15 protein-coding genes are annotated in these 23,826 nt (G+C 73.9%); 5 read left to right on the top strand and 10 right to left on the bottom strand.

Features of this window, described 5'->3' with window-relative positions; genetic code table 11:
• Positions 1–7 precede the first annotated feature (7 nt).
• A complete protein-coding gene (locus V6U82_RS20810; protein WP_334463673.1) occupies positions 8–1,240 on the top strand; it encodes an FG-GAP repeat domain-containing protein in 1,233 nt (410 codons plus the stop codon).
• A 121-nt stretch (positions 1,241–1,361) separates the two neighbouring features.
• Here V6U82_RS20810 and V6U82_RS20805 read toward each other — a convergent pair whose 3' ends face one another.
• Complete coding sequence (locus V6U82_RS20805) at positions 1,362–1,727, bottom strand: YciI family protein (RefSeq protein WP_013287532.1); 366 nt, start codon at positions 1,725–1,727, stop codon at positions 1,362–1,364.
• Positions 1,728–1,891: 164 nt separating this feature from the next.
• On the opposite strand from V6U82_RS20805, the gene V6U82_RS20800 reads away from it, so the two are divergent.
• Both V6U82_RS20800 and V6U82_RS20795 read left to right on the top strand, forming a co-directional pair.
• A complete protein-coding gene (locus V6U82_RS20800; RefSeq protein WP_334463669.1) occupies positions 1,892–2,758 on the top strand; it encodes an aldo/keto reductase in 867 nt (288 codons plus the stop codon).
• Between the two features lie 95 nt (positions 2,759–2,853).
• A complete protein-coding gene (locus tag V6U82_RS20795) occupies positions 2,854–4,449 on the top strand; it encodes a GMC family oxidoreductase (RefSeq protein WP_334463667.1) in 1,596 nt (531 codons plus the stop codon).
• A gap of 103 nt (positions 4,450–4,552) precedes the next feature.
• On the opposite strand, the gene V6U82_RS20790 is transcribed toward V6U82_RS20795, so the two are convergent.
• The 4 genes from V6U82_RS20790 to V6U82_RS20775 all read right to left on the bottom strand — a co-directional run bounded on the left by V6U82_RS20790 (position 4,553) and on the right by V6U82_RS20775 (position 9,494).
• The gene (locus tag V6U82_RS20790) at positions 4,553–5,356 is read right to left on the bottom strand and encodes a lipase family alpha/beta hydrolase (protein ID WP_334463664.1); all 804 of its coding nucleotides are present in this window, start codon (positions 5,354–5,356) and stop codon (positions 4,553–4,555) included.
• A gap of 167 nt (positions 5,357–5,523) precedes the next feature.
• The gene (locus V6U82_RS20785; RefSeq protein ID WP_013287536.1) at positions 5,524–5,787 is read right to left on the bottom strand and encodes a DUF6244 family protein; all 264 of its coding nucleotides are present in this window, start codon (positions 5,785–5,787) and stop codon (positions 5,524–5,526) included.
• A 169-nt stretch (positions 5,788–5,956) separates the two neighbouring features.
• A complete protein-coding gene (locus V6U82_RS20780; RefSeq protein WP_334463661.1) occupies positions 5,957–6,736 on the bottom strand; it encodes a hypothetical protein in 780 nt (259 codons plus the stop codon).
• A 238-nt stretch (positions 6,737–6,974) separates the two neighbouring features.
• Entirely contained in the window at positions 6,975–9,494 is a 2,520-nt protein-coding gene (locus tag V6U82_RS20775) for an FtsK/SpoIIIE domain-containing protein (RefSeq protein ID WP_334463659.1), read from the bottom strand.
• 184 nt (positions 9,495–9,678) lie between these two features.
• Between V6U82_RS20775 and V6U82_RS20770 the strand changes: the two genes are divergently transcribed.
• Entirely contained in the window at positions 9,679–11,091 is a 1,413-nt protein-coding gene (locus V6U82_RS20770; RefSeq protein ID WP_334463656.1) for an alkaline phosphatase PhoX, read from the top strand.
• 190 nt (positions 11,092–11,281) lie between these two features.
• Here the strand turns inward: V6U82_RS20770 and V6U82_RS20765 are convergent, their stop codons facing one another.
• Positions 11,282–11,875 carry a TetR/AcrR family transcriptional regulator gene (locus V6U82_RS20765; RefSeq protein ID WP_128138487.1) on the bottom strand — a complete coding sequence of 198 codons (594 nt, stop codon included), beginning with the start codon at positions 11,873–11,875 and terminating at the stop codon, positions 11,282–11,284.
• 262 nt (positions 11,876–12,137) lie between these two features.
• Here V6U82_RS20765 and V6U82_RS20760 point away from each other — a divergent pair, with 262 nt between their 5' ends.
• The gene (locus V6U82_RS20760) at positions 12,138–13,598 is read left to right on the top strand and encodes an MFS transporter (RefSeq protein ID WP_334463649.1); all 1,461 of its coding nucleotides are present in this window, start codon (positions 12,138–12,140) and stop codon (positions 13,596–13,598) included.
• Between the two features lie 210 nt (positions 13,599–13,808).
• Here V6U82_RS20760 and V6U82_RS20755 read toward each other — a convergent pair whose 3' ends face one another.
• The 4 genes from V6U82_RS20755 to gltB all read right to left on the bottom strand — a co-directional run bounded on the left by V6U82_RS20755 (position 13,809) and on the right by gltB (position 23,777).
• Entirely contained in the window at positions 13,809–16,487 is a 2,679-nt protein-coding gene (locus tag V6U82_RS20755) for a hypothetical protein (protein WP_334463646.1), read from the bottom strand.
• Between the two features lie 115 nt (positions 16,488–16,602).
• The gene (locus V6U82_RS20750; protein WP_334463644.1) at positions 16,603–17,388 is read right to left on the bottom strand and encodes an SGNH/GDSL hydrolase family protein; all 786 of its coding nucleotides are present in this window, start codon (positions 17,386–17,388) and stop codon (positions 16,603–16,605) included.
• A gap of 223 nt (positions 17,389–17,611) precedes the next feature.
• Positions 17,612–19,117: a glutamate synthase subunit beta gene (locus V6U82_RS20745; RefSeq protein ID WP_334463641.1), complete on the bottom strand. Its 1,506-nt coding sequence runs from the start codon at positions 19,115–19,117 to the stop codon at positions 17,612–17,614.
• Positions 19,110–23,777, bottom strand: a complete 4,668-nt coding sequence (gene gltB, locus V6U82_RS20740) for a glutamate synthase large subunit (RefSeq protein ID WP_334463639.1) — start codon at positions 23,775–23,777, stop codon at positions 19,110–19,112. The genes V6U82_RS20745 and gltB overlap by 8 nt, the downstream gene beginning before the upstream one ends.
• Between the last annotated feature and the right edge of the window lie 49 nt (positions 23,778–23,826).

Genomic DNA, 23,826 nt, shown 5'->3' with positions numbered 1-23,826 from the left:
GGATCACGTGCTTGTTCGACGTCTCACCAGCATGGCCCTCGGCCTCACCCTGGCCGCCGGCCTCGGCCTCACCGTCGGCGTGGGCGCCACCGTGACGAGCGCCCCGCAGGCGGCACTCGCCGCATCAAGTGTGGCCGGCGAAATCAGCCGGGACGAAATCCTCAGCCGCGCGCAGTACTGGTACGACAATCGCTACAGCATCGGTTACAGCCAGGAATGGAACGACACCTACCCCGACCCGAGCGGCAAGGGGTACAGAAGAGACTGCTCGGGGATGGTCTCCATGGCCTGGCACCTGTCCGCGTCCGCCTCGACCCGCAACATCGGTCTGGTCGCCAGTCAGATCAGCAAGAACGACCTCCTGCCCGGTGACGCACTGAACTCCGCCGCCGAACACGTCATTCTCTTCAAACGCTGGATCAACAAGTCGGCGGGCGAATTCGAGTACTACGCCTTCGGGTCGTACCCCATGAAGATCGCGACCGAGACCCTCACCGGCGGCTCCGACGGTCTCATCGACTCACACCCGGCAAGCAACTATGTCGCACTGCGCTACCGAAACGTCATCGGTAGCGGTGAGACGCCGGTTCGGGATCCCTGGATCGCCGATGTGACCGGTGACGGCTACCACGATCTGGTGGCGACCAAGACCGATGGCTCGATGTGGCTGTTCTCCAACAACTACACCCGCGACAGCGCCGTACCGTACGGAGACGTCCGGCAGATCGGCACCGGCTGGGGCAACTTCGAGCGCATCATCAACGCCGACGCGACCGGCGACGGCTTCGCCGACGTCCTGGGTGTCAAGTCCGACGGCACCATGTGGCTCTTCTCCAACAACTTCAACCGCGACGGCGGCCAGCCGTACGCCGACGTACGCCAGATCGGCACCGGCTGGGGCATGTACCAGCGCATCATCGCCTCCGACGCCAACGGCGACGGCTTCACCGACCTCCTCGGCGTCAAGTCCGACGGCACCATGTGGCTCTTCTCCAACAACTTCAACCGCGACGGCGGCCAGCCGTACGCCGACGTACGCCAGATCGGCACCGGCTGGGGCATGTACCAGCGCATCATCGCCTCCGACGCCAACGGCGACGGCTTCACCGACCTCCTCGGCGTCAAGTCCGACGGCACCATGTGGCTCTTCTCCAACAACTTCAACCGCGACGGCGGCCGACCGTACGCCGACGTACGCCAGATCGGCAGCAGCTGGGGCGGGTACAACCGCATCGTCTGACGCAGCGTGACCCGCAGAGGCGCCGTCCATTGGCCGGCGCCTCTGCGGTGATCGGGGCGGCAGCCGCTGGTCACCCCTCGAACGGGTGAGCAGTCCGGCCATGCGGTCGTCGGACGAGACGTCAGCTCTCTGTCTTGACCAGCGGGAACTCCAGCGAGCCGGCCGGGCAGAGGAAGGTGAGCACCTCGACCCGGTAGAGCCCGGCCTGCACCGCCGGGTCGGCCTCCATGACGCTGCGGACGTCGTCCACCGAGCCGGTCCGGGCCAGGCCGAAGCCGATCGGCGGGTCGGGTTCCCGGGCCGGGCCGTCGACCGACCCGTCCACGAGCACGATGCCGCGCCGTTGCAGCGCCCGCATGTGCTGGAGGTGCTCGGCCTGCAGCCGCTGCACGGTCTCGTCCGGCAGGGCCCGCCCCGAGGGCCCCGGGTAGAGCACGATGCACTCGTACGTGTCCAGCGCGAAGTCGAGCCGTGGCGTCGCGGCCATGCGCACCTCCTGACCACCGTCCCGCCCAGCCTCCCACGGCGGCCCGGTGCGCCGGGGCCGCTCGCCGCAACTGCCAGCGCTTCGCCGCCACGATTCGGGGAATGTCCAGGGGTCGGGGCACAGCACCGCCTCGCGAGGTACGAACGAGCACAGGAGGACCGCGAATGGCCACCAGCACCCAGCCCGCGAAGGCGTCGGGCAGCTACCGGATCGGTGGCGACCTGCCGGTCGACCGCCTCGGCTACGGGGCGATGCAGCTCACCGGCCCCGGCGTGTGGGGCGACCCGAAGGATCCGGCCGAGGCGGTACGGGTGCTGCGCCGCGCGTACGAGCTGGGCGTCACGTTCATCGACACCGCCGACTCGTACGGGCCGTTCGTCAGTGAGCTGCTGATCCGCGAGGCGCTGCACCCGTACGCCGACGACCTGGTCATCGCGACGAAGGCCGGGCTGACCCGCTCGGGCCCGGACGACTGGCGGCCGGTGGGCCGCCCGGAGTACCTGCGCCAGCAGTGCGAGCTGAGCCTGCGCCACCTGGGCCTGGACTGCATCCCGCTCTACCAGCTGCACCGCGTCGACGCGAAGGTGCCGCTGGCCGACCAGCTCGGCGAGCTGGCGCTGCTGCGGCAGGAGGGCAAGATCCGGCACATCGGGCTGTCCCAGGTCAGTGTCGAACAGATCGAGGCGGCCCGGGCGATCGCGCCGATCGTGTCGGTGCAGAACCTCTACAACCTGGCCGACCGCAGCGCGGAGGACGTGCTGGAGCACTGCGAGCGCCACGACCTGGCGTTCATCCCGTGGTTCCCGATCGCCACCGGCAACCTGGCCCGGCCCGGCGGCCCGCTGGACGCGATCTCGACCGCGCACGGCGCCACCACGGCGCAGCTCGCGCTGGCCTGGCTGCTGCGCCGGTCGCCGGTGATGCTGCCGATCCCCGGTACGTCGTCGGTGACCCACCTGGAGGAGAACGTGGCGGCGGCCGAGGTGGAGCTGACCGACGACGAGTTCGAGGCGCTGGCGAAGGCCGCCTGACCCGGACGCCGCCTGACCCGGACGCCGCCCGGCCCTTTCGCGGAATGTGATCGAGCAACTACTGTCAGAGGGATTCTCGCGAGTGGGGGTCCGCTGTGGAGGAGTTCGACTACGTCATCGTGGGGGCCGGCGCGGCGGGGTGCGTGCTGGCGAACCGCCTCACCGAGGATCCGGGGACACGGGTGCTGCTGCTGGAGGCGGGCGGCTGGGACCGCAGCCCGTACGTGCGGGTGCCGAAGGCGTTCTCCCGGCTGATGGACGACCGGCGCACCGCCTGGCACTACCCGGCCACCACCGGGCCGGGCCGCCGGGAAATCTGGCAGCGCGGACGGATGATCGGCGGCTCGACGTCGGTCAACGGCATGATCTGGAGCCGCGGCGCGGCCCGGGACTGGGACGCCCTCGCACCGCTGGGCTGGGGCTGGTCCACCATGTCGCAGGTGTTCCCGCGGCTGGAGGACCACCCGCTCGGGCCCGCCCCGCACCGGGGCACGGGCGGCCCGGTGCGGCTGTCCATCGCCACCGGCACCGACCCGCTCGCCGAGGAGATGGTGGCCACCGGCGCCGAGCTGGGCTGGCGCCGCGCCGACGACCTGGACGCCCACGACGACGACGAGCGGATCGGCTACCCCACCGCCACCATCCACGCCGGACGCCGGGTCAGCGCCGCCGACGCCTTCCTGCACCCGGTGCGACGCCGGCCCAACCTGACCGTCGAGGTCGGCGCCGTCGTCCTGCGGGTGCTCGTCGAGGGCGACCGGGCGACCGGCGTACGGGTGGCGCACGGCGGCCGCGAGACCGAGTACCGGGCGGCCGGTGAGGTGATCCTCGCCGCGGGCGCCCTCGCGACCCCGCACCTGTTGCAGGTCTCCGGCATCGGGCCGGCGGACACGCTGCGCGCGGCGGGGGTGCCGGTGCTGCTGGACCGGCCTCGGGTCGGCGCGGGGCTGCGCGAGCACCGCTCGATCGTGCTCCAGTACCGCCTCGCCGAACCCGGCGGCCACAACATGACCATCGGCAGCCCGCTCGGGCAGGCCCGGGCGGCGCTGCGCTGGCTGCTCACCCGGGGCGGGCCGCTTGCCCTGCCGGTGCTGGACGTGGCGGCCCACCTCAAGTCCCGCCCGGAGCTGGAGCGCCCGGACGCGCACCTGTTGATGGCGCCGTTCTCGGCCGCCCCGCCGCGCCCCGGCAAGGCGCTGGAACTGGAACGGGAGCCGGGCGTGATGTGCCTGGGCACCGTCACGCGGCCGGACAGCGAGGGCAGCCTGACGATCACCGACGCGGACCCGCGTACGCCGCCGGCCATCGTGGCGAACTACCTCACCACCGGGCACGACCGGCGGGTGGCGGCGGACCTGTTCCGCCGGATGCGGGAGTTCTTCGGCACCGGCCCGATCGCGAAGCGGATCCAGGCCGAGACGGTGCCCGGGACGGCGACCTCGACCGACGCGGAGATCGTCGAGGCGGCCGTGGCCCGCGGCTACTGCGGCTACCACGCGATCGGCACCTGCGCGATGGGCGCCGGCGACGAGCACGTGGTCGACCCCGAGCTGCGGGTGCGCGGCGTGGACGGGCTGCGGGTGGTCGACGCGTCGGTGCTGCCGGTGATGGTGGCCGGCTGGACCAGCGCCCCGGTGACCGCGCTGGCCTGGCGGGCCGCCGGCCTGATCACGGGACGGGACGCGGACTGAGCGCCGGCCCCGACGCCGCACCGCGCGGGGATCCGGCCGGCCCGCGCGACGGGTCCGGCCGGACGTGCCCGGGTCCGCGCGGCGGCGGGCCCGGGCACGTGTGTCAGACCGCGAAGCAGTTGGGCCGGACCGCGGCGCCGGCGAGCACCTGGCGCACCGCCGTGTACGTGGTGCCGTCGAGCACCAGCCCCAGGTGACCGACGACCCGCAGCGGGCACCACGCCTGCACCAGGATGTTCGTCGCGCCGTCGGCGAGCACTGCGTTGTCGACCGGCCGGACCAGCTCGTCCTGCCAGGTGCGCACTGTCGACCAGCGCACCGGACCGGGCGTGTCGTCCCCGGCGTTCAGGTCGGCCAGGAAGCTCGACCCGATCGTCATCTGCTGGCAGGCGATCACCCCGGCACAGCTGCCCAGCCCGAGGAAGGCGACCAGGTTCGCGACGTACGTGCCGTACTGCGGGCTGCCCAGGCTGACGTACTGGTCGACCGTGGTCGCGCCGCCGAGGTACTTGACGTACCAGCGGCTGACCAGGCCGCCCTCGGAGTGGCCGACCAGGTCGACCCGGGCCGCGCCGGTGGCGGCGCGTACCCGGTCCACGTAGGACGACAACGCCCGGGCGGACTCGCGGATGTCACCGAGGCCGAGGTTCGGCAACTGGAAGATCGAGACCCGGTAGCCGTCGGCGCGCAGCCGGGCGGCGATCGGCTCGTACGCGATGGAGATTCCACTCAGGCCACCGACCACGATCACCGGGTCGGCGGCCGCGGCGGCGGCCCGTTCCGCGGCGGTGGCGACGGTGGCCGTGTTCGACGGGGCGGCGGGTTCGGCGGCGGCGGCCTGGGCGGCGGCCGGGACGAGCAGGACGGTGGCGGCGGTGGTGGCGGCCAGGATCGTTCGGAGCAGCATGGGCTGCACCTCCGGGGGGAGGCACCCGGGCGGGCCCGGGGGGACGGGTGGGATCCGATCGATCGTGGACACGATGATGCGTGTCCGATTTCACACACGTCAATGAAAAGTTACGCGGCGGTAACCCTTGTCGCGCCCTCAGCGCAAACCGGCATGCCGGACCGGGCTCAGTTGCCCAGCGCCTGCACCTTCGCGATGGTCTCCTGCACGTGCTGACGGGCCGGCTCCCCACCCTGCGCGGCCTGCGCCAGCGCCTGCCGGTACGAGTCGATGACCCCGATCAGCGGGCCCGCCGTGGCCCCCTCCAGCGCGCCCGCCACGAGCGCCCGCGCCTCGGCCGCGTCCTGTGCGGCAGCGGCGGTGCGCGCCTTGGCCTCGTCCAGCTTCTGTGCCGCCGCCGCCAGCCTGGCGATGATCTCCGCCGCGCTCACACGCCCTCCCCCAGCTCACCCACCCGCGCGAAGCCTACCGCCCCGTCCCGCCCCACCGCCTTCGCGATCTTGCGCTTTCCGCCCGCCCGAAAGCCACAAGTGCCGCTCCCCCGGGGCCGGAACTCCATGATCGACGCAGCGGTGGGGCGAGGGCGGGCGGGGAGGGGGGTCAGCGGAGGAGGCGGAAGAGGAGGAGGTAGAGGCAGAAGAAGGACGGGGAAACCAGCGCGCAGATCACGAAGCCGAGCGGCACGTACCGTCCGGCCGGTGGCGCGTCGCCCTCCACCACCGGGCGGCCCCACCGGGCCAGCACCACCTGACCGGCCACGAAGGACATCAGCGGCACGCCCGCGCAGCTCAGCGCCGCCACCAGGTCCAGCCCGGTCACCGGCAGCGACGAACCCACGATCGCGATCAGCATCAGCAGCGAACCGGCGAGCGCGCAGCCCGCGTACACCACCACCGCCCGGGCCGGCGCGGACCACGTGGGCAGCAGCACCGGTGTGCGGGCCAACGCGTCGGCCTGCTGCCCGTACCCGTCGGCCTCCTCGGCGAGCCGGCCCGCCGCCGCCAGCTCCGCCGTCGGGTCGCCGGCCCGCGGCGCGGGAACACCCCCCGAGGGGTACGCCCCGACGTCCGGCCGCCCCGGCGCGTCGGCTGCGCCGCCGGTCACCCCGTCCCCCGGTCCGGGGGCGCGGCCGGGCGCTCCCCCACCGGCCACCGTCGCCGGAGCCGGCGCCTCCGCCGGGACCGACGTCATCGGCACGCCGATCGCCTGCCCGAGCCGGTCGAGGTGCTGACCCTGGGCGGCGAGCCGCTGCCCGAGCGTGTCGACGGCGGTCTGGAGGCCACGGCGGCGCTCCGCCTCGGCGGCGATCTCCCGTTCCCCGCCCCGCTGCCGGGTGGACAGCTCCCGCAGCAGCGCCGCGTACTCGTCGAATCCACTCATGCTGGACCGTCTTCCGTTCGCGACTGCGGGGCTCGCAGAACCGGCTCACTCCTCGCGCTCACAAGGCCGTCTTCCGTTCGCGACTGCGGGGCTCGCAGAACCGGCTCGCTCCTCGCGCTCACAAGGCCGTCTTCCGTTCGCGACTGCGGGGCTCGCAGAACCGGCTCACTCCTCGCGCTCACAAGGCCGTCTTCCGTTCGCGACTGCGGGGCTCGCAAACCCGGCTCACTCCTCGCCCTCACGGGGAACCATCACTCCCGGCGGCGAACGGCACGATCAGCGCGGTGCGGTGCTCGTGCCGGTCGACGAGCAGGGCACGGCCGTCGCGCGGGACGTACGCCAGGTCGTGCACGCCCAGGTGCAGGCCCAGGTCGGCGGCGGGGACGTTCAGCGCGACCAGGCCGGTCACGTCGTCGCGGTGCCCGCTGCCGCCGAGGTCGTCGGCGAGCCGGCGCAGCCCGCGCCACCAGCCGAGCACGTGTACACCGCGCGCGGGGCCCTGGCGCAGCACGGCGCGCAGGTCGTCGTACCCGGAGCGGAACGTCGCCGGGTCGGAGGCGGCGAGCGTCGTGGCGGCGGCGTCCATCCCGAACACCACCAGGTAGGTGCGCCCGGCGCTCGGGGCGTCTCCGGTCGCGGCCTCGGCGAACTGGGCCCGCAGCGCGCCGGCGTCGAGGCGCCGGACCGGGTGCCCGGCGGCGGCGAGCGTCATGGCCAGGTCGTCGGCGGTGTCGGTGGTGCCCGGTGCCAGCGGCGCGAACAGGAACCGGGCGGTGCCGGGTGCGTGCTGGCGGGCCAGCGACAGGGTGGCCGACCGGAGCACGTCCGCGCCGGCCGAGGCGGTGCCGACCACCGCCAGGTGCCGGCCGGGGCTGCCGTCGAGCGCGAACCCGGCCGGGTTGCCGGGGACGTCGACCACGCGGCCGACGAGTGCGTACGGCGGGTCGGCGCCCGGCGTCAGCGCCGTCCAGGCGGGGTCGTCGGTGAGCCGGGGCGTCTCGTGTCCCCGGAAGACGGCAGGCGGGCGCGCCCCGGCGGGGCGGGCCGCGTGCAGCTCGTGGCGCAGGGCGGCGAGGTCGGCCGAGGCGGCGTGCGCGTCGGGGAACCGCACCTCGACGTCCGCGCCGGGTGCGCCCGCGCCGGTGTTCACCACGGCGGCGCCGACGGTGAGTCCGCGTGCGGCGTCGTTGCGGGGATCCAGCACGGCGTCGCCGCCGGGCAGCGCGATCCGCAGCGGGAACTGCCCGAAGATGGCCTCGGCCCGGCCGTAGAGCGCCTCGATCCCGGTGGTGCTCTGGCTCGCCAGCACCAGGTGCAGGCCGTACGAGCGGCCCTTGCGGGCCAGCTCCTCGATCAGGTCGACCGCCTGCCGGGCCAGCGCGTCGTTGCCGGCGAACAGCACGTGGAACTCGTCGACGACTGTGACGATCCGGGGCGGCCGGGCGTTCGGCGGCAGGTCCGCGAGGCGGCTGACCCCGTGCCGCTTCAGCAGGTCGGCGCGGCGGCCCAGTTCGGCGCGCAGCTCACGCAGGACCGCCACGCCGTACTCGCGGTCCGACTCGATGCCCACCGCGTCGGCGTGCGGCAGCCAGGACGGGTCACGGTCGGTGGGCACGAACTCGGTGAAGCTGACGCCCTCCTTGAAGTCGAGCAGCATCAGCCGCAGCTCCGCCGGGGAGTAGCGGGCGGCCAGCCCGTAGAGCACGTCGAGCAGCAGGACCGTCTTGCCCGCGCCGGTCCGCCCGCCGACCAGCCAGTGCGGGGTGGCGTCGTCGAACGCCACGCTCAGCGGCCGGCGGCCGGCCCGGCCGAGCACGGTACGCAGCCCGGAGGCGGCGGACCCGGTCCAGCGCTGCGCCGGGAGCAGGTCGGCGAACGTGACGACGTCCTGGCCGGCGGCCTCGGCGTACCGGCGGGCCAGCGCGGTGACGGTGGCGTGCGACGGGTCGCCGTCGAGCACCACGGGCGCGGCCAGCCCGCTGCCGTCGGTGCTGAACGGGCGCCCGGGCGGGTCTCCGACGAGCGTGTACCGCTCGGTGACGCGCAGCTGGGTGGTGGCGCCCAGCGGCGGCGCGGCGGACGGCCCGGCCGGTGGGTGACCGGCCAGCAGCACGCAGACCGCGGCGGCCGGGCCGGCGTGGGTGAGCGCGGCGAGCCGGGCCAGTTCCCGGGGCGGCGGCGCGGACGCGGCGACCACCACCAGCAGTTCGCGGTCCTCCGGTGCTGATCGCTGGGCGGTACGCGCGTGCCGCTCGGCCGCGTCGAGCAGGGCGGTCGTCTCCGCCTCGGTGGTCGCCGTCGCGGCGAGCACCCCGGCGTCGTGCAGCGGGCGCAGCGGCAGGAACGCCGCGCCGAAGGCGGCCTGGTCGATGCCGGCCACCCGGATCGCGCCGGCCGGAGCGGCGGTCAGCAGCCGCACCACCACCGCCCGCAGCAGCTCGCCGACGCGCGGGTCGCGGGCGTCCGCGTCGACCGCCAGGTGCGCGCCCGCGCCCACCGGCACGAGCACCGGGAACGCGCCGTCGACTGTGGTCGCCGCGCCGAGGCGTACCGGAACGGGGTGGGTCGCGACGCGGGCCGTGCCGGGCACCGCAGCGGCCAGCTCACCGCCGAGCCGGGCCAGCCGCGCGACCAGCTCGGGGCTGCCCACGGGCGCCGGGCCGGCGGCGCCCAGCAGCCGCCGGGCCGCCTCCCAGTGCCGCACCGCCCGTCGATGCCGATCGACCGCCTGCCGGTACGCCGCCGCGAGTCTGCCCACCGTCCGCCCTCCGACGTTTTGCGATCGAGGGGAACCCTAACGGACCCGCGCCGCACCGGCACGGGGCGCTCCGCACCGGGGATTCGTCCACTGTTCACCCGACGTCGGGCGGGCGCGCCGCCCGCCGTTCCCCCGGCCCGGCTTGCCTTCCCTCAGCGAACCGTGCGCACAGGAAGGCGACGACGTGACCACCTCACCTCTCTCCCGGCGGTCCCTGCTGCGCGGCGGCGCGGCCGGCGGACTCGGCATCGTGGTAGCCGGCAGCCTGGAGGCCATCGCCGGACCGGCCGCGGCCCGGCCCGTGTGCCGCCCGGCAGTCGGCTACGGCGATCTGGTGCCGGACCCGGCCGGCCTGCTGGCGCTGCCGCCCGGCTTCTCGTACACCGTCGTCGCGCAGGCCGGCGCGACGCTGCTGGAGTCCGGGCAGCCCACCCCGAGCGACGCGGACGGCACCGGCTGCTTCCGCGGCCCGCACGGCTCGGTGCTGGTGAACAACCACGAGATCGGCGGCGACGAGCCGTACCCGGTGCCGGCGCTGCCCGGTCTCACCTACGACCCGGGCGCCCGCGGCGGCACCACCACCATCGAGGTGGACCGGCACGGGCGGCGGCTGCGCGAGTACGTCAGCGTGGCCGGCACGCACAACAACTGCGCCGGCGGCATCACCCCGTGGGGCACGTGGCTGACCTGCGAGGAGACCGAGCAGCGGGCCGGTGGGCGGTACCTGAAGGACCACGGGTACGTCTTCGAGGTCGACCCGCACGACCGGTCCGCGAACACCGACCCGATGCCGCTGACGTTCCTCGGGCGGTACTCCCACGAGGCGGTGGCGGTCGACCCGTACACCCACTCGATCTACCTGACCGAGGACGCGAGCGGGCCCAACGGCCTCTACTTCCGGTGGACGCCGCCGCCCGGCTTCCGGGCCGGCAAGGGCGCACTGCGGGCGCTGGCCCAGCGGCCCGACGGCGGGACCGCCGGCAGCCTCGCCGCGATGCGCTGCCTGCGCGGCGACACCCACGTGGCCGACCTGTCCGAGGCCACCACCCCCGGCACCCGGTACCGGGTGGAGTGGGTCGAGGTGCCCGACCGCGACGCGCGGACCGTGTCGGTACGCAAGCAGTTCACCGACGCCGAGGTGACCCGCAGCCGCAAGCTGGAGGGCGCCTGGTGGGGCGACGGGGGCGCGTACTTCGTGGCCAGCTACGCCCGCCACGGCGACGGCAGCGCCAACGAGCACGACGGGCAGGTGTGGTTCTACGACCCGCGCCGGCAGACCGTGACGCTGAAGACCATCTTCGGGGTGAACACCGACCCGGAGGCCGACAACGGCAACTACGACGGGCCGGACAACATCACCGTCTCCCCGTACGGCGGGGTGATCCTGGCCGAGGACGGCGAGGGCGTGTCGCACCTGGTCGGCGTCACCGAGCAGGGCAAGGCGTACCCGCTGGCCCGCAACGAGCTGAACGACAGCGAGTTCACCGGGCCGACGTTCGGCGCGGACGGGAAGACGCTGTTCGCCAACATCCAGTCGCCGGGGTACGTGTTCGCGATCACCGGGCCGTGGGGGCGGCCGAGCAACGCACACCGCTGAGCGGGCGGCCGGCGGTTCCCGGGCGGGAACCGCCGCCCGACCCGCCTCACCTCGGCGATCTTGCTCTTGCGGCCCCGAAGGATGGGTGCATAAGCCGCAGTTCGCCGACCGAAAGTGCAAGATCGGCGCGCTGGACCGCGCCGACGATTGTCCGCGCGACGCTCTCGGCGATCGCGGAGCGTGGCGGGTATCAATTCATGCTCGCCGGCGGGCGCAGGCCGTCCAGCGCGATGGCCAGGACGCGGTCGCGCTGGGCCGGGTCCGGGAACTGGTACGCGGCCAGCCCGCTGATCAGCCGGATCACGTCGTCGAAGCCGGCGTCCGTCCGGGCCGCTCCGGCCTCCTGCGCGCGGCGCAGCAACGGCTCGCCGGTCGCGTAGATCTCGGTGCGGCAGCTGCGGAACACCTCGGAGTCGTGCACCAGTTCCTCGGCCAGCGCCCGTTTGGTGGCGACGTAGGCGACGAACCGGTGCAGCCAGCCGACCAGGGCGTCCCAGGGCGGCTCGTCGGCCAGGTCGGCGGCGGAGGCACTGAGTGCGCGTACCTCCTCGACGTAGACCGCCTCGAACAGGTTCCGCCGCTGGGGGAAGTTGCGGTAGAGCGTGCCGATGCCCACGCCCGCCCGGCGGGCGACCTCCTCCAGCGACGCGCCCGCGCCGTGCTCGCCGAAGACCTCGCGGGCGGCGGCGATCAGCGCGTCGTAGTTGCGGCGGGCGTCGGCCCGTTTCGGGCGGCGCGCGAAGACCTCGCCGGACACGTCGGCGTCGGTCATGACGCGTGTCACCCCTTCCGCCTTGCAACCGGAGGCACCCCTCCGCTAGGTTAATGGAGGCAAGCCTCCGGTTACTGACCGGAGCCACCCCTCCGGATAGCTTACTCCGGACTTCCGGCCGCCATCCGGCCCCGCGATCCTCGCGCCCCGACACGGACCCGGGAGGTCCCACCATGCCCGCCGACCGCTGAGCGCCCGCACGACCCGGCCGCCACCGCCGCACGACTGCGCGAGCGGCCACCAGTCTCGTACCGACAACGGGGAGTTCTCCCACATGATCCACTCATCAGGGCACGGTTCACGCCGGCTCACCTTCCTCGTGCTGGCCGCCGGCACCGGATTCTTCGCGATGCTCCAGTCGCTGATCACGCCGGTGCTGCCCACCATCCAGCACGACCTGCACACCTCGCCCAACACGGTGACCTGGGTGCTCACCGCGTACCTGCTCTCCGCGTCCGTCTTCACGCCGATCATCGGCCGCATCGGCGACATGGTCGGCAAGGAGAAGACACTCGTGTTCTCGCTCGCCGCGCTGGCGCTGGGCTGCCTGCTGGCAGCCGTCGCCCCCAGCATCGGCGTGCTGATCGCCGCCCGTGTGGTGCAGGGCATCGGCGGCGCCGTCTTCCCGCTGTCGTTCGGCATCATCCGCGACGAGTTCCCGGCCGCCCGGGTCAGCTCGGCGGTGGCCTCGATCTCCGCGGTCGTGGCCGTCGGCGGCGGGCTGGGCGTGGTGCTGGCCGGGCCGATCGTGGCCACCCTGGGCTACCGGTGGCTGTTCTGGATCCCGCTGGTGGTGGTCGGGCTGACCGCGCTCGCCGCGCACCGGTTCGTGCCGCGCTCACCGGTACGTACCCCGGGCCGGATCAACTGGCTCAGCGCCGTACTCCTGTCCGGCTGGCTGGTGGCGCTGCTGCTGCCGGTCAGCAAGGGCGCCGCGTGGGGCTGGGGTTCCGGCCGGGTGGTCGGGCTGCTGATGCTGGCCGCGGTGCTCGCGGCCGCCTGGCTGGCGACCGAGGCCCGTGCCGCGAACCCGCTGATCGACCTGCGGATGATGCGCCTGCCCGCGGTCTGGACCACGAACCTCGTCGGGTTGCTCTACGGCGCCTCGATGTTCGCCGTGTACGCGTTCCTGCCGCAGTTCGCGCAGATCCCGACCAGCGCCGGCTACGGCTTCGGCGCCAGCGTCACCCAGGCCGGGCTGCTGATGCTGCCGATGCTCGTCGGCATGTTCGTGGCCGGCCTGCTGGCCGGACGGCTGCAGTCCCGGTTCAGCGCCAAGGCGCAGCTGAGCACCGGCGCGGTGTTCAACGTGGCGGCCGCCGCCATGCTGACCGTCGCGCACGACACCCGCTGGCAGGTCGGAATCGCCGGCGGTCTGGTGGGCCTCGGCATCGGGCTGGCGTTCGCCTCGATGGCCAACCTGATCGTGGCGAACGTGCCGGCCGGGCAGACCGGCGCGGCGACCGGCATGAACGCCAACATCCGTACCATCGGCGGCGCGATCGGCGCGGCGCTCGCCAGCGCCGTGATCACCGCGAACCCGCAGCCGAGCGGGCTGCCCCGGGAGGCCGGTTTCACGGCGGGCTTCCTGCTGCTCACCGGCATCTCGGTGGCCGCGGCGCTGGCCGCGCTCGCCGTACCCTCCGGCCGCCGCCGGTGGCCCCGGCGGCGCATCGGCCCGGCGGTGCCGGACCTGGCGCCGGCGCCGGCCGCGGAACTGGCCCCGGCCCGCTGACCTCAAGGGGTACGAGCAGACGAGAGCCCCGCCCGGCGTCGTGCCGGGTGGGGCTCCGCGATGTCGGCGACTGCTCTGCCGGCCGTCGTAGCTGTCGCTGACCCACAGCTCTCCACGTGCGTCACCGGGGCATGAAAGCTGAGCCCTCTCGTTCCGTGGATCTTGGTACGCGGGCGCCCCGTGCGGGGCGTGGGCGTACCAAGATCTCGCCTAGCGTGGGGCGAGGCGGCAGCCGGGGTCGGGGCCGGTGTCGGCCACGCCGCAGTGGAACACCTCGACCGGGGCGGCGTCCACGTCGGGCACCTTCGCGACGGTGAGCAGCGCCAGCCGCTTCGCGACCGGTTCGCCGGAGTCCGGGGCGTACCGGATGAGGCCGCTGACCCCCGGGTAGCCGCCGGCGGCGTTCTGCCGCAGCACCTCGGCGTGCACCCCGACCGGGTTGACCGAGCGGGGCTCCCAGCGTCGGCCGGTGTCGGCGTGGCGCAGCCGGGCGGCGAGGCTCTCCAGCGCGCGTACCGTCATCATGGTGGCGTCGTAGGCCAGGCTGACCCGCTCGCCGACCGGCGGGCCGGCCCCGGCGCGGCAGCGAGGCGGGTCGAGCAGGCCGTCCGCGCCGATCCAGGTGAGGAAACTGCCGCGGGCGTCGTCGCGCCCGGCCTGCGCGGCCCGCAGCGACGCGCAGGTGGCCAGCGCGGCCTTCGACACGTACGTGACCGGCAGGTTGCCCGGCGCGCTGGCGCGTAGCCCCGGGTTGGCCATGTAGCGGTTCACCGAGTCGTCGGCGACCAGGTGCCGGGGCGGGTTCGCGCCGCACTCCTTGAGCGCGCGCATGAACCCGTCGAACTCCGACCAGCGGCCGGCGAAGAAGAGCATGCCGGGGTAGCCGCACTCCTGGGTGAGCCGACGCCCGCTGCGCCACTCGTCGAGCCGGGTGATCCGGTCGCCGAAGCGTTCCCGCAGGCCGTCGACGAGGGTGGCGACGTACAGGTCGTCGGTGAGCGAACTGCGGTCGCCGGTGGTCCAGTAGACGTGCGCCTCCCCCACCCGCAGCACCTGCCGAGCGTACGCCTCGACCATCCGGGCCTGGTCCCGGTTCGGCGCGGACATGGCCAGGTAGAGGCTGGAGTTGGCGTCCATCCGGTCGGCCGACAGCGTGGGGGCGAGCACCGGCAGGCCGACCCGGTTGAGTTCGCGCAGCGCCGCCGCCGTGCTGGTGCGACTGTCCACCAGCCCGACCACGCCCAGCACTGTGGGGTCGTCGCGGGCCAGCCCTTCCAGCATCCGCACCGCGTCGCCCGCGTGCCGCATCTGCCGCCCGGCGTTCGCCACCACGATGTGCAGCAGCGCCGCGTCGTCCGCCGCCGCCGACTCCTGCAGCAGGGCGTACTGGGCGGTGGCCATGCCCTCCAGTTCCTCCCGCTCGGAGACGTAGGACTCCTCGTCCGCGCGGGTCCGGTTGCCGGTGAGGCTGCCCAGGTAGACCAGGGTCAGGTAGGGACGGCGGTGCTCGCTGCGCCGCCACACCTCCTCGGCGGCCCGGTTCTGGGCGAAGATGCGCCGCTGCACGGCGCGCAGCCGGTCCTGCCCGGGTTCGCTGTTGAAGACCTGCCCGGCGGTGTCGCTGTAGCCGACGCACTCCCCGGCCACGAGCCGGACGGCGACCCGGTCGGTGGGCCAGGGGCGGCAGTCCGGCGCCCACCGTCCGTGCGCCCACACACCCAGCCCGGCGACGAGCGCCAGGGCCACCGCGGCGGGCAGGAACCGCCGTGCCCACCAGGGCGGGTCGGGCGCGACCAGGGCCGGCGGGACGCCTCCCACCGGTGCGTCGACGTCCCGGTCGTCCGCCTCCAGCAGCATCAGCCAGGCGCCGGGGCGGCGCAGCCGGCGGTTCTCCGGCAGCGCCTCGGCCCACTCCTCGTACGCCTCCTCGGCCTCGGCCAGCGGCCGGGCCGCAGCCGGTTCCGGCGGCGGGCCGGCGGCGACCGCGACGACGAGCAGCGGGTCGTTGCGGCCGGTCTCGTTGCGCACCTCGTCGACGAGCCGGACCAGCGTGTGCCCGACGTTGTCCGGCCGAGCGCCGTCGAGCACCAGCACCGGATAGGCGGTGCGGCGCCAGTCCCCGGGCCGCCAGAACCGCCGCCGGTACGCCAGGCGCAGGTCCTCCAGGAACGCGTGCAGCAGCAGCTTCTCCACCTGGGCCGGGTGTTCGCCGTCGCGCCAGCCGGCGGTGAGCCGCTCGGCGAAGCCGAGGAACGTCACCGACTGCCGGGGCGCCAGGTACTGCTGGCGCATGAACCAGCGGTACTGCCGCCCGACGAGCGGCACCCGGCCGGAGACGGCGATCCGGAACACGACGCTGGGTACGGCCCGCCACAGCAGCCAGAGCAGCAGGTGCAGTGCGGTGCCGAGGCCGGAGTCGCCGCCGACCTGGGGGTCCTCACCGGCCCGTCGCCCGCGCCAGTCCCGCAGCCGGCGCACCAGCGCGGCCCGGCCGCTGTCGGCGGCGTCCAGGTCCACGGCGAGCGTCTGGTGCATCAGCCAGTCGGCCAGCGGGTAGTGCCGGAACCGCAGCCGGGGCGCGCCGAACGCCTCCACGGAGAGCTGCCGGTGCAGCTCGCGCAGCACGGCCGCGACGTCGTCGCCGGCGGGCCGGCCGGTCAGGTCCAGCACGGCGTGCGGTACCCGCCGCCCGGCCCGGCGCGCCGCGAAACGCCGCAGCAGGGCCGCGACGGCACCGTCCCCGGCGGGCCGGACCAGCCAGAGCAGCGGGAGCCGGCGATCGCCGCGGCGGGGGCGCCGCAGCAGCCGGGCCAGCAGGGTGAGCAGTTCCGGGCCGCCGGCCGGGAGCTGCTCACGGACCGGCCGCGGCCGGGTCACCGGTTCGCGCATGGTCACCTCCGGGTCACACGCGGCGTCGCACCATTGTCGACGCTCGATGCAACCCGGCAGGGCGGGGCCCCGCTCGACGGACGGGTGTCGAGCGGGGCCCCTCCTCACATGCGGATCAGCCGATGGCGGCGGTCAGCGCGGCCAGGTAGCCGTAGCGGTAGCCGCTGGCGTTCGGGTGGTACGCCTCGATGACGCCGCTGACGTCACGGATCCACGGGTCGGCGGCGCACACGCCGTGCCCGGCGAAGAACGGCCGCGCGTCGACGAAGGTGCCACCGGCCGCGGCGGCCCGGCCGGAGATGACGCCGTTGAGCGTGTCGGCCGCCTGGTTGAGAATGGTGCGCTTGTAGCTGCTCATGGCGAGCAGTCCACAGGAGCCGGTCTCGAACAGCCGCGGGTAGCCGAGCACCACCAGCCGGGCGTTGGGGGCCCGGTTACGGATCGCGGTGTACGTGGCGTCGAGCCGGCCGGGCAGCGTCGCGGTGGCGAACGCCTTGGACTCGTTGACCGCGCTCTCGCAGCTCGACGTGCTGCCGAAGCGGCAACTGGTCATCACGTCGGCGAAACCGGCGTCGTTGCCGCCGATGGTGATGGTGACCAGCGTGGTGCTGCTGCTGAGCTGGCCGACCTGGTTGTTCAGCACGTCGGCGGTGACCGCGCCGCCGCAGGCCGGGAACTTGAAGCTGGTGACCGAATGGGCCGCGGCCCAGAGCGGGGCGTACGACTTCTGGCTGCGCAGGCAGGTGGACAGGTCGTACGGGCCGGCGCCGACCCCGGAGGAGTAGGAGTCGCCGAGAGCGACGTAGTTGACGGTGGCGGCCCGGGCGGCGCCGGGCAGGAGCACGGCGCCGAGAACGGCCGCCAGTACGGCGGCGAGCGCGGTACGGACGCGACGGGACATGGCAGAGCCTCCACGGGGCAGGGGTGGTGGAGCCCGTTGACCGCGCGCGTGGCCGAGGGATCGGTGCTGTTACTGGTCAGTAATGCTATCGAAACATTCGCAAGAATTGAATAGCCGAGATCGGCCGGACGGGACAGACACGTTCACATGCGTCGATCGTTCGAGGCGCAGGGCGTCGCCGGCCGGGCCGCCCTGCGACGAGGGCGGCCCGGCCGGTGCGGGGTCAGCGCGCGGCGAGCGGCTGGCGGGCCGGGTCGACCGGGGCGGGCAGCTCGCCCACCCCGCCCAGGTACGTGTGGATCGCCGCCGCGGCGGCGCGTCCCTCGGCGATCGCCCAGACGATGAGCGACGCGCCCCGGTGCATGTCACCGGCGACGAAGACGCCGTCGGCGGCCTGCCAGTCCGGGCGGGCGTCGACCGCGCCGCGGGCGTTGCGGGTCACCCCGAACTGGGCCAGCAAGGGCTGCTGCTCGGTGCCCTCGAAGCCGATGGCGAGCAGCACCAGATCGGCCGGGATCTCCCGCTCGGAGCCGGGCAGCGGGGTGACGATGCGGCGGCCGTCCACCTTCTCCACTGTCACCTCGGCGATCCGGACGGCGCGGACCTGGCCGGTGCCGTCGTCCACGAACTCCTGCACCGCGACGGCGAACACGCGCTCGCCGCCCTCCTCGTGCGCCGGGTAGTTGCGCAGCAGCCACGGCCAGGTCGGCCACGGGTCGCGGGCGGCGTCGCGCTCGGTGGGCGGCTGCGGGTAGAGGTCGAGCTGGTGTACGCCGGCCGCGCCCTGCCGGTGCGCCACACCGAGGCAGTCCGCCGCGGTGTCGCCACCACCGATGATCACCACGTGCTTGCCGGCGGCGTCGATCGGCGTACCGTCGGGCAGCGTCGCCAGCGCGGGCCGCCCGTCCCCGGCGGCGGCCACGACCCGGTTCGCGGCCACCAGGTGCGCCATCGCCTGGTGCACGCCACGCAGCGCCCGGCCCGGTGTCTCGGGGGTGTCCCGGCCCTGCAACGCGCCGCAGGCCAGCAGCACCGCGTCGTGCTCGGCGCGCAACTGCTCGGCGGTCACGTCGACGCCGACGTCGACGCCGGTCCGGAACCGCACACCCTCGGCGGTGAGCTGGGCCAGCCGCTTGTCGATGTGCTGCTTCTCCAGCTTGAAGTCGGGGATGCCGTAGCGGAGCAGACCGCCGATCGCGTCGTCGCGCTCGTACACGGTGACCGTGTGACCGGCGCGGGCGAGCTGCTGCGCGGCGGCCAGCCCGGCCGGGCCGGAGCCGACCACGGCGACCGACCGGCCGGTCGGGGCGGAGGCGGGCCGGGGCCGCAGGCCGTCGCGGGCCACCGCCGCGTCGGCGATCTCCACCTCGACCTGCTTGATGGTGACCGGCTGCTGGCCGCCGAGGCCGAGCACACAGGCCGCCTCGCACGGCGCCGGGCAGAGGCGGCCGGTGAACTCGGGGAAGTTGTTCGTGGCGTGCAGCGACTCCACCGCGGCGTCCCAGTTGCCGGTGCGGACCAGGTCGTTCCAGTCCGGGATGCGGTTGCCCAGCGGGCAGCCGTCGTGGCAGAACGGGATGCCGCAGTCCATGCACCGGGTGGCCTGCTCGCGGATCAGCTCCTCGCCGGCCGGCGGGTACACCTCGCGCCAGTCGGAGATGCGCACCGGCACCGGACGGCGGGCCGGCAGCCGCCGGTCGTAGCGCAGGAAACCGTTCGGGTCAGGCACGAGCCACCTCCTGGGCGACCGCCCGGGGCGCGGGCGGTACCGGCGCGGCCGACGGCACGCTGAGCGCGCTCATCACCGCGTCGTCGACGTCTCGGCCGGCGGCTTCGGCGGCCCGCATGATCTCCATGACCCGGCGGTAGTCCCGGGGCACCACGGCGGTGAACTCCTCCACCGCCTGCGGCCAGCGCTTGAGCAGATCCTCGGCGACCGCCGAGTCCGTCTCGGCGAAGTGCCGCTGGACCAGCTCGTGCAGCCGGTCGCGCTCCTCGTCGCGCAGCGGCGACAGGTCGACCAGCTCGGCGTTGACCAGCCGCTGGTCGAGCCGGTGCACGAACGCGGTGCCGCCGGACATGCCGGCGGCGAAGTTGCGCCCGGTCGGCCCGAGCACCACGACGGTGCCGCCGGTCATGTACTCGCAACCGTGGTCGCCGAGGCCCTCGACCACCGCCACCGCGCCGGAGTTGCGGACGGCGAACCGCTCCCCCACCCGGCCGCGCAGGAACACCTCGCCGCCGGTGGCGCCGTACAGGATGGTGTTGCCGGCGATGATCTGGTCCTCGGCGCGGCGGCCCGGCGCGGCGTCCACGCCGACGAACGGCGCGTCGGCGTCCGGCCGGACCACGATCCGCCCGCCGGACAGTCCCTTGCCGACGTAGTCGTTGGCGTCGCCGTACAGGCGCAGCGTGACCCCGCGTGGCAGGAACGCGCCGAACGACTGACCGGCGGTGCCGCGCAGCCGGAACTCGATCGTGTCGTCGGGCAGGCCGGTGCCGCCGAAGCGGCGGGTCACCTCGCCGCCGAGCATCGCGCCGACGCTGCGGTGCTCGTTGCGGACCTCGACCTCGACCCGGACCGGGGTACGGTCGCGCAACGCCGGCCCGGCCAGCTCGATGAGCCGGTTGTCCAGCGCCGCGTCGAGGCCGTGGTCCTGGGCGCGTACGCCCCGCCGGGCCGCGCCCTCGGGCAGCTCGGGCAGGTGCAGCACGCGGCTCAGGTCGAGCCCGTGGCCCTTCCAGTGGTCGATCGCGCCGGCCACGTCGAGCAGCTCGGTGTGGCCGATCGCCTCGTCGATGCTGCGGAAGCCCAGCTCGGCCAGGTAGCCCCGGACCTCCTCGGCGAGGAAGAGGAAGAAGTTCTCCACGAACTCGGGGCGGCCGGTGAAGCGCTCGCGCAGCACCGGGTTCTGGGTGGCGATGCCGACCGGACAGGTGTCCAGGTGGCACACCCGCATCATCACGCAGCCCTCGACGATCAGCGGCGCGGTGGCGAAGCCGAACTCCTCGGCGCCGAGCAGCGCCGCGATCAGCACGTCCCGGCCGGTCTTGAGCTGGCCGTCGACCTGCACGGTGACCCGGTCGCGCAGCTTGTTGAGCAGCAGCGTCTGCTGCGCCTCGGCCAGGCCCAGCTCCCACGGGGTGCCGGCGTGCTTGAGCGAGTTGAGCGGGGACGCGCCGGTGCCGCCGTCGTGCCCGGAGATCAGGATGACGTCGGCCTTGAGCTTGGCCACGCCCGCCGCGACGGTGCCCACGCCCACCTCGCTGACCAGCTTGACGTGCACCCGGGCGGCCGGGTTGACGCACTTCAGGTCGTGGACGAGCTGGGCCAGGTCCTCGATGGAGTAGATGTCGTGGTGCGGCGGCGGGGAGATCAGGCCGACGCCCGGGGTGGCGTGCCGGGTCCGGGCGATCCACGGCCAGACCTTGTTGCCGGGCAGCTGCCCGCCCTCGCCGGGCTTCGCGCCCTGCGCCATCTTGATCTGGAGGTCGTCGGCGTTGACGAGGTATTCGCTGGTCACACCGAACCGGCCGCTGGCGATCTGCTTGACCGCGGAGCGCCGGGCCGGGTCGTGCAGCCGCTCGACGTCCTCGCCGCCCTCGCCGGTGTTGGACTTGCCGCCGAGCCGGTTCATCGCGACGGCGAGCGTCTCGTGCGCCTCCGCCGAGATCGAACCGTACGACATGGCGCCGGTGGCGAAGCGCTTGACGATCTCCGAGGCCGGCTCGACCTCGTCCAGCGGCACCGCCGGGCGTACGCCGGTGCGCAGCGTGAACAGCCCGCGCAGCGAGCCCGCCTGCGCGGCCAGCTCGTCGACCTTGGCGGTGTACTGCCGGAACACGTCGTACTGGCGGCTGCGGGTGGCGTGCTGGAGCAGGAAGACGGTCTCCGGGTTGAACAGGTGCAGCTCACCCTCGCGGCGCCACTGGTACTCGCCGCCGACCTCCAGCCGGTCGTCGGCCTGCGCGCCCGGCGCCGGCCAGGCCTTAGCGTGCCGGGCCGCCACCTCGGCGTGGATCTCGGCCAGCCCGATGCCGCCGATGGTGCTCGGGGTGCCGCGGAAGTACCTGTGGACCAGGCGGGTGTCCAGGCCGACGGCCTCGAACACCTGCGCGCCACAGTACGAGGACACGGTCGAGATGCCCATCTTGGACATGATCTTCAGGACGCCCTTGCCGAGCGCCTTGACGTAGTTGCGGACGGCCTTCACCCGGTCGACGCCGGTCAGCACGCCGGTGGAGATCATGTCCTCCACCGACTCGAAGGCCAGGTACGGGTTGACCGCCGCCGCGCCGTACCCGATCAGCACCGCCGCGTGGTGCACCTCGCGGCAGTCGCCGGACTCGACGACCAGCGCCACCTGGGTACGGGTCTGCTCGCGGACCAGGTGCTGGTGCACCGCGGCGGTGAGCAGCAGCGACGGGATCGGGGCCAGGTCGGCGTTGGAGTCCCGGTCGGAGAGCACCAGGATGCGTACGCCGTCCTCGATCGCCTCGGAGACGTGCCGGCAGATCTCGGTCAGCCGGGCCTTGATGCCGGCGCCGCCGTCGCGGATCCGGTACAGGCCGGAGACCCGGACCGCCTTGAAACCGGGCAGGTCGCCGTCCTCGTCGATAGAGAGGATCTTGGCCAGCTCGTCGTTGTCGATCACCGGGTACGGCAGCACGATCTGCCGGCAGCTCGCCGGGCCCGGGTCGAGCAGGTTGCCCTCCGGCCCGATGGTGGACGCCAGGCTGGTCACCAGCTCCTCCCGGATGGCGTCCAGCGGCGGGTTGGTGACCTGGGCGAAGAGCTGATGGAAGTAGTCGTAGAGCAGCCGCGGCCGGGTGGACAGCGGGGCGATCGGGGTGTCGGTGCCCATCGAGCCGATCGGTTCCGCGCCGCTGCGGGCCATCGGGCCGAGCAGGATCTTCAGCTCCTCCTCGGTGTAGCCGAACGTCTGCTGGCGGCGGCGTACCGAGTCGTGGGTGTAGACGGTGTGCTCGCGCGGCGGCAGGTCGTCCAGCTCGATCAGTCCGGCGTGCAGCCACTCCTGGTACGGCTGCTCGGCGGCCAGCTCGGTCTTGATCTCGTCGTCGGAGACGATCCGGCCGTTGACGGTGTCGACGAGGAACATCTTGCCCGGCTGGAGCCGGCCCTTGGCGACGACGGTGGCCGGGTCCAGGTCGAGCACGCCCGCCTCGCTGCCCAGCACCACCAGGCCGTCGGCGGTGTGCCACCAGCGGCCCGGGCGCAGGCCGTTGCGGTCCAGCACCGCGCCGACGATCTCGCCGTCGGTGAACGCGACCGACGCCGGGCCGTCCCACGGCTCCATCAGGCTGGCGTGGAAGCGGTAGAACGCGCGCTTGTCGGCGCGCATGTCCGGGTCGTTCTCCCACGCCTCGGGGATCATCATGAGCACCGCGTGCGGCAGGCTCCGCCCGGCCAGGTGCAGCAGTTCCAGCACCTCGTCGAAGTTGGCCGAGTCGGAGGCCGCCGGGGTGCAGACCGGGAAGACCCGGCGGATGTTGCCGGGGATGCTCGGGCTCCGGAGCAACGCCTCCCGGGCCTGCATCCAGTTGCGGTTGCCGCGAATGGTGTTGATCTCGCCGTTGTGCGCGATGAACCGGTACGGGTGCGCCAGCGGCCAGGACGGGAACGTGTTCGTGGAGAAGCGGGAGTGCACCAGCGCGATGGCGCTCACCACCCGCTCGTCGGTCAGCTCCGGGTAGAACGCGGGGAGCTGGTCCGGGGTGAGCATGCCCTTCCACACCATGGTGCGGCCGGACAGCGACGGGAAGTACGCCGGTACGCCCCGCTCGGCGGTCTCCCGCTCGACCTGCTTGCGCAGGCAGAACGCCACCCGGTCCAGGTCGAGCCCGGTCAGCGGGGAGCCGGCCGGGCCGTCCGGCGAGCCGGTCAGCCGGTGCGCGGCCACGAACAGCTGCCGGACCCGGGGCATCGCCGCGAGCGCGGTCTCGCCCAGGCCGGACGGGTCGGTCGGCACCTCCCGCCAGCCGAGCACGTCGGCGCCCTCGACCAGCGCGTACTTGTCGACCACCTGGCGGGCGCGGGCCTCGGCCGCGTCGTCGTCGGGCAGGAACACCAGGCCGGTGGCGTACTGGCCGGCCGGGGGCAGCGGGAAGTCGACGGTGGCGCGCAGGAACGCGTCCGGCACCTGGATCATGATGCCGGCGCCGTCCCCGGTGTTGTGCTCCGCGCCCCGGGCGCCCCGGTGGTCCAGCCGGCACAGCGCCCCGAGGCCGTTCGCGACGACCTGGTGCGAGCGCCGCCCGTGCAGGTCGGCCACGAAGGCCACGCCGCAGGCGTCGTGCTCGTACGCGGGGTCGTAGAGCCCGGTCGCCTGTGGGGCCGACTGCGGGCTGTGAGGGTACGGAAAGGCCACCGGGCCTCCTGTCGTCACTCAGGATGGATCATGATGGGGACGACGTCGG

This window comes from Micromonospora sp. CPCC 205554, from assembly GCF_036902745.1.
Taxonomy (GTDB): Bacteria; Actinomycetota; Actinomycetes; order Mycobacteriales; family Micromonosporaceae; genus Micromonospora; species Micromonospora tulbaghiae.
The sequence above is the reverse complement of the archived record's forward strand: the minus strand, read 5'-3'. Positions and strand labels throughout refer to the sequence as shown.